At 35.8% G+C, this 13,402-nt stretch carries 15 protein-coding genes; all 15 read right to left on the bottom strand.

Going from position 1 to position 13,402, the window contains the following annotated elements; translation table 11 throughout:
- Positions 1–46: 46 nt before the first annotated feature.
- The 15 genes from recO to prmA all read right to left on the bottom strand — a co-directional run bounded on the left by recO (position 47) and on the right by prmA (position 13,379).
- Complete coding sequence (gene recO / locus AC22L0_RS15235) at positions 47–793, bottom strand: DNA repair protein RecO (protein WP_000487013.1); 747 nt, start codon at positions 791–793, stop codon at positions 47–49.
- Positions 794–826: 33 nt separating this feature from the next.
- A complete protein-coding gene (locus AC22L0_RS15230) occupies positions 827–970 on the bottom strand; it encodes a YqzL family protein (protein WP_000883924.1) in 144 nt (47 codons plus the stop codon).
- Between the two features lie 176 nt (positions 971–1,146).
- Positions 1,147–2,052 (bottom strand): GTPase Era, encoded by a 906-nt coding sequence (era, locus tag AC22L0_RS15225; RefSeq protein ID WP_001080229.1) that lies wholly within the window; start codon positions 2,050–2,052, stop codon positions 1,147–1,149.
- Positions 2,045–2,443 (bottom strand): cytidine deaminase, encoded by a 399-nt coding sequence (locus AC22L0_RS15220; protein ID WP_001086282.1) that lies wholly within the window; start codon positions 2,441–2,443, stop codon positions 2,045–2,047. Before AC22L0_RS15220 ends, era begins: the two co-directional genes overlap by 8 nt.
- A gap of 99 nt (positions 2,444–2,542) precedes the next feature.
- Positions 2,543–2,896 carry a diacylglycerol kinase family protein gene (locus AC22L0_RS15215; RefSeq protein ID WP_000715469.1) on the bottom strand — a complete coding sequence of 118 codons (354 nt, stop codon included), beginning with the start codon at positions 2,894–2,896 and terminating at the stop codon, positions 2,543–2,545.
- Positions 2,893–3,363 carry an rRNA maturation RNase YbeY gene (gene ybeY, locus AC22L0_RS15210; RefSeq protein ID WP_000054679.1) on the bottom strand — a complete coding sequence of 157 codons (471 nt, stop codon included), beginning with the start codon at positions 3,361–3,363 and terminating at the stop codon, positions 2,893–2,895. Before ybeY ends, AC22L0_RS15215 begins: the two co-directional genes overlap by 4 nt.
- Entirely contained in the window at positions 3,360–5,504 is a 2,145-nt protein-coding gene (locus AC22L0_RS15205) for an HD family phosphohydrolase (protein WP_000091514.1), read from the bottom strand. The genes ybeY and AC22L0_RS15205 overlap by 4 nt, the downstream gene beginning before the upstream one ends.
- Positions 5,505–5,698: 194 nt before the next feature.
- Positions 5,699–6,658 carry a PhoH family protein gene (locus AC22L0_RS15200; RefSeq protein ID WP_000840520.1) on the bottom strand — a complete coding sequence of 320 codons (960 nt, stop codon included), beginning with the start codon at positions 6,656–6,658 and terminating at the stop codon, positions 5,699–5,701.
- A 3-nt stretch (positions 6,659–6,661) separates the two neighbouring features.
- A complete protein-coding gene (yqfD, locus tag AC22L0_RS15195; RefSeq protein ID WP_000792499.1) occupies positions 6,662–7,861 on the bottom strand; it encodes a sporulation protein YqfD in 1,200 nt (399 codons plus the stop codon).
- A 161-nt stretch (positions 7,862–8,022) separates the two neighbouring features.
- Positions 8,023–8,316 carry a sporulation protein YqfC gene (yqfC, locus tag AC22L0_RS15190; RefSeq protein WP_000732269.1) on the bottom strand — a complete coding sequence of 98 codons (294 nt, stop codon included), beginning with the start codon at positions 8,314–8,316 and terminating at the stop codon, positions 8,023–8,025.
- A gap of 918 nt (positions 8,317–9,234) precedes the next feature.
- Positions 9,235–9,678, bottom strand: coding sequence for a GatB/YqeY domain-containing protein (locus AC22L0_RS15185; protein ID WP_000054562.1), 444 nt, complete (start codon positions 9,676–9,678; stop codon positions 9,235–9,237).
- Positions 9,679–9,693: 15 nt separating this feature from the next.
- Positions 9,694–9,867: a 30S ribosomal protein S21 gene (gene rpsU, locus AC22L0_RS15180; RefSeq protein WP_000048061.1), complete on the bottom strand. Its 174-nt coding sequence runs from the start codon at positions 9,865–9,867 to the stop codon at positions 9,694–9,696.
- 320 nt (positions 9,868–10,187) lie between these two features.
- Positions 10,188–11,540, bottom strand: coding sequence for a tRNA (N(6)-L-threonylcarbamoyladenosine(37)-C(2))-methylthiotransferase MtaB (mtaB, locus tag AC22L0_RS15175; protein ID WP_000108679.1), 1,353 nt, complete (start codon positions 11,538–11,540; stop codon positions 10,188–10,190).
- Between the two features lie 6 nt (positions 11,541–11,546).
- Positions 11,547–12,296 carry a 16S rRNA (uracil(1498)-N(3))-methyltransferase gene (locus AC22L0_RS15170; protein ID WP_001190159.1) on the bottom strand — a complete coding sequence of 250 codons (750 nt, stop codon included), beginning with the start codon at positions 12,294–12,296 and terminating at the stop codon, positions 11,547–11,549.
- Positions 12,297–12,440: 144 nt separating this feature from the next.
- Positions 12,441–13,379: a 50S ribosomal protein L11 methyltransferase gene (gene prmA / locus AC22L0_RS15165; RefSeq protein ID WP_000872103.1), complete on the bottom strand. Its 939-nt coding sequence runs from the start codon at positions 13,377–13,379 to the stop codon at positions 12,441–12,443.
- Between the last annotated feature and the right edge of the window lie 23 nt (positions 13,380–13,402).

Raw genomic sequence — 13,402 nt, 5'->3', positions numbered from 1 at the left:
TATTCGAAAAAGAAAGTATGTAAAAAGGACCGTATACGGCCCAAAATTATATTTGAAACTTATCAAGTTGTTCTAAAAAACGTCTTGATTTCAAATAAATTCCGCAATATTCATCATAATATGTATTCAATACTAAACGCATTTGTTTTTTTGTGCTATCCTTTACCGATACATTTCCGAGCCTATGTAAATCGAAATGGAAGAAAAGACGTAATAATTTATGAACAGCTTCTCCTACCGGTATACGATACGGGTCTTGCTCTGCATGACGTGAGCACAGAAAACCGCCTTCCCTAACGGAGAAGGCGACAAAGTCTGTTTCTTGATGACAAATCGCACATGTATCAAAGTACGGGCGCATCCCTAATACCGGAAGCATTTTCGTTTGATAAATTAATGATAATACTTCTGGATCAACACCCTCACACATATAATGCAACGTTTGATATAACATTTCAAATAAATACGGATTATGTTTTTTATCTTCTGTTGCTTTATCAGTTAATTCAACAATAAATGATGCATAAGCAGTTAAAAATATATCCTCGCGAATTTCTTTCATAGTTGAAATAATCTCGCCTTGTTGCAATGTTCCAAGCCCAGATCCCATTTGAATAAGAAACTGGCCATGTGTCATTAATTGCGACACAGATGCTAATCGGCTTTTCGGTTTTTTTGCCCCTCTTGCCATTGCACTTACCTTACCAAGTTCTCTTGAGAATATTGTAACAATCTTGTTCGTTTCTCCGTAATCTGTCGTACGGATAACGATGCCCTCAACTTTTTGAAACATGTTCGTCACCATCCAAGGTTTGAACAAAACGGGTCAAGAAATTGGAGAGTCTAGATGCGCTAGCTCCTCTTCATGTTGATCCATCTCATCGTTTACGTCTTTTTCCATTTCTTTCAAAAGCAAGTACGTTTCAATGCTTCCTGTTTTGGAGAAAAACTTCCAGGTAAAATCTAGCATAAGAATCCACCTTTCTCAATAAGCGTAGCCTATAAACCAATTTCCTTTGTTGTTATTAAATTGACCCATTTTGTCCATTTTCATGTGAGAAAAATTTTTCCTAATTTATCAAAGTTCATAAAAACCAATAATCAGTGGATGAACCAACCATCCACTGATTACAGCTTGACTCTATTTTAGTACTCATCCTCGCGGAAACCTAGGTCACGAAGCTGAGACATTTTATTACGCCAATCTTTTTGCACTTTTACCCATACTTCTAAAAATACTTTAGAACCAAGTAGCGCTTCAATATCAAAACGAGCTCGCTTACCAACTTCTTTTAACATTTTCCCTTGTTTTCCGATGATGATTCCTTTTTGTGATGCACGTTCAACAACAATCGTTGCATTTATATAAACTGCCCCGCCCTCACGCTTTTGAATCGCATCGATAACAACAGCCACAGAATGCGGCACTTCTTCACGTGTTAAATGTAGTACTTTCTCACGAATAAGCTCTGCAATAATAAATCTCTCCGGATGATCCGTTACTTGATTATCTGGATAGTATTGTGGTCCTTCTGGTAAATACTTTTTAATTGTTCCAATTAAAGCGTCCACATTATTACCGTCTAACGCAGAAATTGGTACAATCTCTGCAAACTCATGTAGTTTACGATATTGATCAATTAACTCTAGTAATTGCTCTGGATGAAGTTGGTCAATTTTATTAATTACTAAAAATACTGGTTGTTTTGTTTCTTTTAACTTCTCGATGATGAATTCTTCACCACGACCAAAGCCTTCGACAGCATTAACCATAAACAGAACGATATCAACTTCTTTTAATGTCGTTTGCGCCATCTTCACCATGAAGTCGCCTAGTTTATGTTTAGGTTTATGTATTCCTGGTGTATCAATGAAAATAACTTGTGCATCATTTTCTGTATATACACCTTGAATTTTATTACGAGTCGTTTGTGGCTTATCACTCATAATAGCAATTTTCTGGCCGATAATACGATTTAAAAATGTAGATTTCCCAACATTCGGTCTGCCAATAATAGAGACAAAACCTGATTTATAACCTTTTCTATTCATGTAAATCCTCCGCTAAAAATGCTCCTGGTAACAACTCTCCGACTGTCGTCTCTTGAACGTCACCATGTAAATTTGTTAAGTATACTTTCGTATCCTGTTTACATAATTCTACCATAACTTGTCGACATGCTCCACAAGGAGGTACTGGGCGCTTTGTATCTGCTACAACCGCAATGGCTACAAATTCTTTATCTCCTTCAGAAACCGCCTTAAATAAAGCTGTTCTTTCAGCACAATTACATAAGCCATATGATGCATTCTCAACATTACATCCACGATATACTTTTCCATCGCGCGTTAATAGTGCTGCACCTACTTGAAATTTAGAATATGGTACGTACGCTTGTTTACGCGCTTCGATTGCTTCTAGAATTAATTGTTTACTATTCATATTCCCGCATCCTTCCTGTTCACAGCTATGAAGAGGTACACTCTCTCATTAAAGCCCCTTACGGCACTTCCAAAGCTTAATAAAAGCTTCGGAATGCAACTATACCATATACGGTAAAAAGATAATAGCACCAATTATAACAGCTATAATTGCAAACAATAAAACCGCTCCTGCCGCAACATCCTTTGCAATTTTTGCAAATGGATGAATATCGGCAGTCGCTAAATCTACTGTTTTTTCCACAGCCGTATTTACCATTTCTAAACTCATTACACTCCCTATTACAATAAGTAATATCATCCACTCTGTTCTCGTAATATGGAAATAAAAGCCGCAGCATATAACAATGACTGCGGCTAAATAATGGATTTTCATATTTCGCTCATGACGAAAACAAAAGAATATACCAGCTATAGCATATCCAAAACTATCTATAAGTTTTCCTTTTTTCATCGTCCTAATCCAAAAGCTTCTAAAATTTCTTTTTGTCTTCCGAACATTTCTTTTTCATCTTCTTCTGTCATGTGATCATAACCAAGTAAATGTAAAAAGCCATGTAATGCCAAAAATCCAAGTTCACGATCGAAAGAATGTCCGTACTCTTCAGCTTGCTCTTTCGCCCTTGGAATAGAGATAATAAGATCACCTAACATGCGTGGCATCTCTGCACCAACAATCTCCATTTCTCCTTCTCCCATTTCTTCCATCGCAAAGGATATTACATCTGTAGGTTGATCTTTATCTCGGTAATCACGATTAATTTCTCTAATGCGCTCATTATCTACAAATGTCACCGATACCTCCGCACCATCCTCGATATTTTCCATTTGAGCTGCTTTTTCTAACACTTCACGAATTAAACTCATATACGCTTCTTTTACTTCTTCTGTTTCATCAATAAAATCAATTAACAAACTCATTCTTTCTCCTTTTCTTCCGGAAGTTCCGGATATGTAATACGCGAATGGAAAATACCATTTAACGTTTCACACAACGTTTTTCCAACGATTTGTAGTTCCTTAAACGTCAAATCACATTCACTAAATTGACCGTCTTGTAGTCGATCTTTAATAATACTTTGCACCAAATTATTAATTTGTTCTGGCGTTGGGTGATTCATAGAACGTACCGCAGCTTCTACACTATCAGCAATACCAACAATTGCCGATTCTTTCGAAGTTGCTTTTGAACCTGGATAACGGAACATCTCTTCTGTATATTTTTCTTTATCTTCTTTAATAGCTTTATAATAAAAATATTTCAGTAACGTTGTACCGTGATGTTGCCCAGCGATATCAATAATTTCTTGTGGAATATGATATTCTTCGAGCATTCTTACTCCATCCGTTACGTGAGCAATTATAATATCTTTACTCGTTACAGGATCTAATTTATCATGCGGGTTTTCAATTCCCATTTGGTTTTCAATAAAAAATTGCGGTTGTACTGTTTTTCCTACATCATGATAATATGCCCCTACACGCGCTAATACACCATTTGCCCCGACTGCTTCACAAGCAGCCTCAGAAAGATTCGCTACCATTACACTATGATGATATGTCCCTGGCGCTTCTAACAAAATTCTGCGTAAAAGCGGATGATTTGGACTTGATAGTTCCATAAGCTTCATGCTTGATACGATTCCAAGTCCACTTTCTAAATATGGTAAAATCCCCATAGCCAAAACGGATGATATAATCCCTGAAAGTGAAGCCATTAATAATTGCGTACCAATTTCAAGAGGCGAAAAATTCCCATTACGTAATAATAAGAGCGCCGCCAATACGACTACATTTAATACAGAAACGAGTATACCAGCTTGTAAAATCATTGTACGACGATTTTTTTCTCGCAAGAAAATACTAACCGATAATGAACTTAACAATACGTAAATCCCTACACTATAATTTAATGTACTCGTTACTCCTTCATTAAACATAATACTTCCGCATACAGAAAAAATCATACTCGTTAAAAAGACAAATCGATCACCAATCATTAGTTTTACAAGTATTGTTCCCATCGCAACTGGGACAACATATGCAATCCCCGCGTATTCAAGTTTTTGAAACAAACTAATGATTTTCATTAAGACGATTGTGATAGACAAAATTGTAATATACGCTAAAACATACGGTCTATCTTCTCTTTTTCTCTTTAAAAATAATTCAAATTGTTTATGCATAAAGTATAGTAACACACCAATGAGTACCGCTAATCCAACATAAGGTTGAAAGCCGTTCCCTTTTTCTAACAAACCAACTAATTTCAACTGATTATACACATCACTTGAAATTGTTTCACCTTCTCTAACAAGAACTTGTCCTTGAAGAATATAAACAGGTGGAACTAAATCTTCCTCTGCTTTTCTCTTCTCTTTCGTTAAGATCGGGTCATAAAAATAGTTTGCTGAAATTGCATATCTTCCTAGCGCCTTAATTGACTCTTTTAAACCATTATCAACATTAACACTATTCATCTCACTTACATATCGTTCTTTCGCATCTTTCAATTCGTCCATTTTAATATGCTCAGTCATGATACTATTAATCGCTGTGACCGCAGCATCTTTCGCTAATACTAATTGGCTCGAATCTGCATTAATCAAACTTAGTAAGTTTGAATCAGATAATTCTTTCGTTAAGTCAGCGGGTAGTTTCTTTTTTAACTTCTCCACTTTCTCAGCATCAGTCATCTTTTTTTGATCATCCGGTCCAACAGCTTTAATCTCTTGCACCACTTCATCCACTTTAGCAAAGACGTCATTCACAATATCAACTTTGTTTTGTTTATACTCACTTTTATATGTATATTGATCTTCAACTTTTGTAGCGGCTTCTTTTTTCTTTTTATCCGTTGTAACTTTATCTTCAATTTTTATAGGAGAATGGATTGTCTTTTTCGCAATAGAATACATATTAACATCTAATTGCTCTGGTTTTACATTATTCATAAGCGCAAAAAACAGCACTGCTCCTAATACAACGTAAGAAATCCAACTTAGTTTTTTCGAATGTTGTAAATTACGAAACCACTTAGAAATTTCTTGAGATCTTGACATGATTTCAATACCTTCTCCTCTCCAGAAATAAAGTGAAACTATTTATAGCTTTCATTTCTTCTACCAAACGATACTTTGAGGCAACATTTTATACACTAGTACCTATAGTTTATTTTCCTTATCTTTCATGATAGTAAAAAATATGACGTTCGCCAACCTTATCATACAAAAAGAAATGATCCTGACAAATAGGATCATTCCATTTTATCATATGCCTCAATAATACGTTGCACCAATGGATGTCTCACAACGTCCGTTTGTTCTAATGTAATAAATGACAGACCTGATACACCAGATAAAATATTAGCAGCTATAGATAGCCCTGATTTTACCCCTTTTGGCAAGTCTACTTGTGAAGGGTCCCCTGTAATAACCATTTTAGAACTAAAACCTAATCTTGTTAAAAACATTTTTATTTGAGCACCCGTTGTATTTTGAGCCTCATCTAAAATAACAAATGAATCATCAAGCGTACGCCCCCTCATATAAGCAAGCGGCGCGATTTCAATTACTCCTCGCTCCATCATACGCTGCGTATATTCTTGTCCAAGAATATCATGTAAGGCATCATATAATGGGCGTAAGTATGGATCTACCTTCTCTTTCAAATCCCCTGGTAAAAAACCTAAATTTTCTCCAGCTTCTACAGCAGGTCTTGTTAAAATAATTTTCTTTACATACCCTTGTTTTAAAGCCCTCACAGCCATTACTACAGCTAAGTATGTTTTTCCAGTTCCTGCAGGCCCTATCCCAAAGACAATATCATTCTTCTTCATCGCATGAATATATCGTCTTTGCCCCATTGTTTTTACACGAATGGATTTACCTTTTGCAGTCTTGAAAATTTCTTCTTCATATAACTCTTCAAATTGAGCAATTTTCCCTTGTTGTGCAAGCTGAATTGCATACGCAACATCTCTCTCTGAAATTGATATACTTTTACGAATTACAACAAGTAATTGCTGTAAGATTTTTTCTACGAGTGTCACCGTTTCAACTGCCCCAGATACATGAACAGTTTCTCCTCTAGTTACGATCGATACATTCAGTTCTCGTTCAATTACTTTTAAATGTGCATCATTGACTCCAAAAAGAGCGATTGCTTCGTTAGTATTTTCCAATTGTTGGTTCATTTCTACTAATTGTTCTGCCATTACTCAGTCTCCTTGAATATCGGATTCGGATATTGGTTGTGGCTCTGCAATATTTTCAACCACAGTATAATGCAATGTGACCTTTAGTTGACCCGCCTCAACCTCTTTACTCAAAATCTTATCACTTACAATCATAGCATGTTCATCCAATTTTTTCTTTAGTTCTTTTTCGGCCATCTCTTTCGCTACTTTCAGCGCTTGCTTTTCTGTATATTCTCGATTCGCTTCTTCCTCTTCTCTCACAACATCTTTTTCATATGCAATCGGCAGTGTAAAACCAAATAATTTCACATCATGCTTTACACTTTCAGTACGAGAGCGTTTATACTTATCATGCTGAAATCCCCATATTTTTATTTTCGTATCCCCAAATTTAAGAAAATGTTCATTGTATACATTACCAGTATACACTTGGAATTGCGTCTTTAACGGGACATCCACCTTAGATGTATACCACGTTTCTCCATACACAATACCTTTCGCTGAAACAATCGTCGGACTTTCCTCATTACCATATATTCCTGATACGAGAATTTGCCCTTTTTCTACATGATCATTTTTCAGTACAACCGGCTTTCCAACTTCTACGAACGTCTTTGTAATAATCGCTTCTTTTTTTGCTACTAAATTTTGCGGCCTTTGTTCCTTTTCTTTCTTCGGTTCGTTTTTTTCAACAATTTTAAAATGATACGTCGTTCCTCTTACTTCTAGTCCCGCCCAAGTAATGGCATTAATATTATCTGTCAAATGGCGTTGTACATCTTCTACATTCGGCATTTGAAATTGTAGTTTCCCTTTTTTAATACCCATTTTATCCAATTCTTTCATCAATATATATTCCGTTTCAGGTTTTGCTCCTGTAATTTCAATTTTCCAAACCATATTTGACATTGCAATTACACCAAAAAAGAAAATTAAAAAACCAATTAAAAATCCACTATTTTTAATTAAACGCTTATTCCAAAAAGGAAAACCATAACGTCCAATAAAATATAATTTACATTCATTTTTTCTATAAATTGGTTTTATTTTTTTCACATCGCGTAACAACATACAAAAAACTAACGTTTCATCAGCTATCTTTTTAACATCCCAAACTAATAAATTCCTCCGTACACATTCATTAACAAACCGTTCCGCTCCTCTACCTTCAATTCGCACTTTTACATATCCAAGCCACTTTATAAACCATTTATTTTTCATTTACCACCTTCACTACCTTTCTAAAAGTAGATATACTACTTTTTATTTGAAACATTAAAATAGCTCGTACTAAAATGAAACCGAGTAAAACTGTAATCAGTCTCTATCAACGGAACTTTTACAGGATAAAGAAGAAAAACTTCACAAATGGAAGTTTCACTTCAATCACCTTTTTTTTCATTTTCTAAAAATGTTACTTGCTCAATTATCCCTTCGAGCAAAAGCTCTTCTGGAAGAATCGTTTTAATAACAAAGGATTGTCCTTTAATTAATAATTGACCGTGTTTTAAAAGTAATCGCACTTCTTTATCTGAAAACACTAATAACCCCCGATGATTTTCTATATAAATATGTATTTGCCCAACAAGAGTAATCCGAGGTAGATCCATTAATACATCCACTGGTAGGTCTACTTGTTTTGTCAACCAATTTTTCATTTGTTCTAATTTCTTCATCTCGAAAGACCCCCTCTCATCCCATATATATGTATTTCTTCACAAGTGCCTATCGTGTTATAACGTCTTCACTAACATAACTATATTCTGTAAGAGTTCATATCATGTTAATTAAAACAGTCGCTATATGAAATCATATTTGTCAGGACAATGATGGATCAGAGGATGTTACCTTTAATAATAGAAGTATTAATACAAGAATATGCGCCCCTACAGGATATCAGTACAAGTTACATTAAGAAATTGAGCCTAGCGAGAAGTTAGAAACTTGAAAAAAACTGTTACAATTCGTTCTGGATGTGACATACTGACCATAGAATAAGTAGTTGTCATTTATTGGACAAATGAGATAAAGTGAAACTTTAATCCCCCCTCACCAATCGGGCTGCCCGTTAATGAGGGATAAAATCAAAAAAAAGAAAATTTCTCCACTCTGAATGTTACGTTGTAAGTAAGAATATTTTATAGATGGTTGTTATATGAATTTCAAAAAATATTAGGGTTCATTAAAAAATGAATTAATAAATGAGGAAATACGAAAGTAAATTGGCTTTAGTCAAGAAATTTCGAATGTTATAAAACAAATTATCGACAGTAATATCCGGCCATTTTATGCAACTGATGCAAAATCTAAAATAGTTAGAATCTCTTTCGTTACCTTTGAGGATTATGCTGAAGAGCAAGCTATAAAACTTCAATCTGATTTTCAGAAGGTTCGGTACTTAGCTTTTATTTGCGAAAGAAGTTTTAGTCAAGGAAGTAAGAATAGGTGTAGAATCGGAATTATACAAGGAAATAATAAATTGAAACTTTAACTAGAGGGGTTTCTATCACTTATAGAAACCCTTTTTAAGCAATATAGCGTTTCTCCTTAATAAGAACAATAAAAAAACGTCTCATACGAAATGAGACGTTTTTTTACGCTAATAGCTGGATAACCAGCTTATTCACAAGTGATCCGTCTGTTTTACCTTTTACTTTCGGCATAACAGCAGTCATCACCTTACCCATATCTGCTTTAGAAGTCGCACCAACTTCAGAAATAACTTGCTTGATTACATCAACTAGTTCTTCTTCAGTTAATTGCTCTGGCAAATATGCGCTTAAAATCTGAATTTCACTTTGCAGTTTATTAACAAGGTCTTCACGACCAGCTTTTTTAAATTCAAGGAGGGAGTCCTTATACTGTTTTACTTCACGAGCTAAAACTGTTATTTCCTCTTCTTCAGTAAGAGTATGTTGCAGTTTAATACCTTCATTTTGTAAAGCAGCCTTAACCATACGAATAACGGTTAATTTTTCTTTTTGTTTATTCTTCATCGCTTGTTTCATATCATCGTTTAAACGACCGAGAAGACTCATAACTTACACCCTCTCTTAGAATTTACGCTTTCTTGCCGCTTCAGATTTCTTCTTACGTTTTACACTTGGTTTTTCATAAAACTCGCGCTTTCTTGCTTCAGCAAGTGTACCAGTTTTAGAAACCGATCTTTTAAAACGGCGAAGTGCATCCTCCAAAGACTCGTTTTTACGAACGACTGTTTTTGACATTCTCTTTCCCTCCCTCCGAAACATCACACTTACATACTAACTTCAGCATGCAAAAAGAAACACTTCTTCAGCATGTCTTTTACGATTATAATACATTTTATCACTTCAGGTCAACTATTTGGCAGAATAAAAGAAGAATAGAAGCATTTCCTTTTCAAAAGTTATGCAAATAGCTAGTATCCTTTACTGATGAAGACAACTATATTTTTATCATTTCATCTTTTTTCATACAGGGATGCATGAAACGCCTCCCCACCTTATAGTACTTAACCGCTTCAAATAAAGAAAGCATGCAAACCGTTTCCGGTTGCACGCTCTTTTTATGCGCTAGCTGATTCTTTTTTTACATCATCTTCAAGAACACGAACAAATTGCGCTTCGTTATATGGATAACCCGCTTTCGTAATTTTCACTTTCACTAGCTTACCAATTAATTCTTCTGATCCTTCAAATACAATTTTCAAGTAGTTATCTGTATACCCTACATATAACCCTTCACGGTCGCCGTCTTTAAATTGCTCTTCTGGAATGATTTCAAGCACTTCACCTTCAAACGCTGATGCATATTCTTTCGCTAATTGATTAGATAGCTCAATTAAACGATGAACACGATCATTCTTCACATCTTCAGGAACTTGATCTTCCATGCGTGCTGCAGGTGTTCCTGTACGTTTTGAGTAAGGGAACACATGTAACTCAGAGAAGCGGTTCTCTTTAATGAAATTGTATGTTTCCATGAATTCTTCTTCTGTTTCACCTGGGAAACCAACGATTACGTCAGATGTAATCGCAAGGCCTGGTAACGCTTCTTTCAAACGATCTAAACGCTCTTGGAAGAACTCCATCGTATATTTACGACGCATACGTTTTAATACAGTATTAGAACCAGATTGCAACGGAATATGCAAGTGGCGTACAACTACTTCAGATTTATCTAACACTTCAATTACTTCATCTGAAATTTGACTCGCTTCAATAGAAGAAATACGAAGACGTTTTAATCCGCCTACTTCCGCTTCCATATCACGAAGTAATCCAGCTAAGTTATAATCTTTTATGTCTTCGCCGTATCCACCTGTATGAATACCCGTTAATACGATTTCTTTATAGCCTGCATCCACTAATTGTTGTGCTTGTTTAATAACTTCTTTTCCATCACGAGAACGCATTAAACCACGCGCCCAAGGAATGATACAGAATGTACAGAAGTTATTGCAACCCTCTTGTATTTTTAAAGACGCACGTGTACGATCCGTGAAATAAGGTACATCAAGTTCTTCGTACACACGTGTTTTCATAATATTACGGACAGCATTAATTGGTTGACGCTCTTTACGGAATTCTTCGATGTAACCTAACATCTTTTCACGATCCTGTGTACCAACTACAATATCTACACCCGGAATCGCCATAATTTCAGCTGGAGATGTTTGTGCATAACATCCCGTTACGCAAATAACTGCATCTGGATTTTGACGCACAGCACGTCTGATTACTTGACGGCTTTTTTTGTCCCCAGTATTCGTTACTGTACATGTGTTAATAACATATACATCAGCTTTCTTTTCATATTCTGTTCTTTCATAACCACCTTGTTTAAACAATTGCCAAATGGCTTCTGTTTCATAGTGGTTTACTTTACAACCTAACGTATGGAACGCAACAGTTGACATTGATCATCACCCCATCAATTCAAAATGATACGAAGCAGCACTTAACGCGTATAACGGCGCCGTTTCTGTTCTTAAAATTCTTGGTCCTAAACTACATGGTACAAATTTATGTTCACGAAGCGCTGTAATCTCTTCCTCAGCTAAACCGCCTTCTGGGCCAAATACAATCAATAGCTTTTGACCTGGTTTCATTGTCGTTAAAGCTTTCGCAAAATTAGATTTCTCACCTTGTTTTGCTTCCTCTTCGTAAGCAACAAGACAAACATCATACTCACCACTCATTGAAAGCAATTGCTTAAATGATGCCGGAGCATGTACTTCTGGAATTTCACTTCTATGTGATTGTTCCGCAGCTTCTTTCACAATTTTTCTTAAACGCTCAACTTTTTTATCAGCTTTTTTCGCATCCCATTTTACGATAGAGCGAGATGCTTGAAATGGTAAGAATGCAGCTGCCCCAAGCTCAGTTCCTTTTTGAAAAATTAACTCTAGCTTGTCTCCTTTTGGCAGTCCACTTGCAATCGTCACGAAAACAGGAAGTTCACTTGACGCCTCTACCCATTCTACAATAGCCGTATTAATAAATTCACTGGTAATTTCATCAATTGAACATACTGCTGTTTTTCCGTTTACACAGCAATAAATATGATCACCAGCTGACATACGCATCACTCTTGCGATATGATGTACGTCATCACCTACAATGCGAATACTTGTCTCATTTACATATTTCTCTTCTACAAAATAACGTTGCATATAATCACCTTAGTAGAGTTTCGTTCCTTTCGTAAGTCAACACTTACGAAAAGAACGAAACGTTATCATTTTTCATATAACAAACGGCAAGTCTCTCACCTTATAGTGAGAGACTCCCCTTTTCATTATAGACTAAAATCTATATTACGCATTTCGTGCAATAATTGCTACCCAATCTTCCATTCGTAACACTTCTTCAATTGTAAATCCAGCTTGTTCTAACGCCTCAGAAATTACTTTTTCCTTCGCAGCAATAATGCCCGATGTAATAAATAATCCACCTGACTTCACAACTCTTGCTGCATCTTCAGGGAATAATAGAATAATTTCTGCTAATAAGTTAGCTACGATTAAATCAACAGGACCTTCAATGCCTTCTAAAAGACTATTTTGTCCAACAGACACGATATCATCTGTTTTATTTAAACGTACATTCATTTCTGCACTTTCAACCGCAACCGGATCTAAATCATATGCTTGAACAGAAGACGCACCTAATTTTGCAGCCGCAATACTAAGTACACCAGAACCTGTTCCTACATCAATAATAGTGTCACCTGGCTGTACTGTTTTTTCTAAAGCACGGATACACATCGTTGTTGTTGGATGAGTTCCTGTACCAAACGCCATACCCGGGTCTAATTCAATGATTTTTTCATCAGGAGAAGATGGTGTATATTCTTCCCAAGTCGGTACGATTGTGAATGTATCAGAAATTTGTACTGGATGGTAATATTTTTTCCAAGCAGTAGCCCAATCTTCTTCATTGACTTCGTTAACGGTAATATTTCCAGTACCAATTTCGATGTCGTAAGATGGAAGCACATCAATAGATGATTTTACACCTGCAATCGTTTCATGTAAAGAATCCGTTTGCGGGAAATACGCTTTTATTAATACACCTTCCGCCGGATATTCATCTGGGTTCAATGCATAAATTTCACCATATTGTTGCTCGCGCTCTTTCGTTAACTCCGCTGGATCCTCAATCGCAACTCCACTAGCACCAGCTTCATGTAAAATATGAGAGACAGCTTCTACTGCTTCTTCTGTTGTATGAATACTAATTTCTGACCATTTCACAATTTACCAACTCCATTTTTTAT

This window comes from Bacillus sp. LQ01, from assembly GCF_057624735.1.
This window is presented reverse-complemented; position numbering and strand designations above follow the sequence as displayed.

Bases quoted from the DNA above. Each gene is read 5' to 3' on its own strand.
- recO (WP_000487013.1), bottom strand. From the start codon at position 793: ATGTTTCAAAAAGTTGAGGGCATCGTTATCCGTACGACAGATTACGGA.
- AC22L0_RS15230 (WP_000883924.1), bottom strand. From the start codon at position 970: ATGCTAGATTTTACCTGGAAGTTTTTCTCCAAAACAGGAAGCATTGAA.
- era (WP_001080229.1), bottom strand. From the start codon at position 2,052: ATGAATAGAAAAGGTTATAAATCAGGTTTTGTCTCTATTATTGGCAGA.
- AC22L0_RS15220 (WP_001086282.1), bottom strand. From the start codon at position 2,443: ATGAATAGTAAACAATTAATTCTAGAAGCAATCGAAGCGCGTAAACAA.
- AC22L0_RS15215 (WP_000715469.1), bottom strand. From the start codon at position 2,896: ATGAAAAAAGGAAAACTTATAGATAGTTTTGGATATGCTATAGCTGGT.
- ybeY (WP_000054679.1), bottom strand. From the start codon at position 3,363: ATGAGTTTGTTAATTGATTTTATTGATGAAACAGAAGAAGTAAAAGAA.
- AC22L0_RS15205 (WP_000091514.1), bottom strand. From the start codon at position 5,504: ATGTCAAGATCTCAAGAAATTTCTAAGTGGTTTCGTAATTTACAACAT.
- AC22L0_RS15200 (WP_000840520.1), bottom strand. From the start codon at position 6,658: ATGGCAGAACAATTAGTAGAAATGAACCAACAATTGGAAAATACTAAC.
- yqfD (WP_000792499.1), bottom strand. From the start codon at position 7,861: ATGAAAAATAAATGGTTTATAAAGTGGCTTGGATATGTAAAAGTGCGA.
- yqfC (WP_000732269.1), bottom strand. From the start codon at position 8,316: ATGAAGAAATTAGAACAAATGAAAAATTGGTTGACAAAACAAGTAGAC.
- AC22L0_RS15185 (WP_000054562.1), bottom strand. From the start codon at position 9,678: ATGAGTCTTCTCGGTCGTTTAAACGATGATATGAAACAAGCGATGAAG.
- rpsU (WP_000048061.1), bottom strand. From the start codon at position 9,867: ATGTCAAAAACAGTCGTTCGTAAAAACGAGTCTTTGGAGGATGCACTT.
- mtaB (WP_000108679.1), bottom strand. From the start codon at position 11,540: ATGTCAACTGTTGCGTTCCATACGTTAGGTTGTAAAGTAAACCACTAT.
- AC22L0_RS15170 (WP_001190159.1), bottom strand. From the start codon at position 12,296: ATGCAACGTTATTTTGTAGAAGAGAAATATGTAAATGAGACAAGTATT.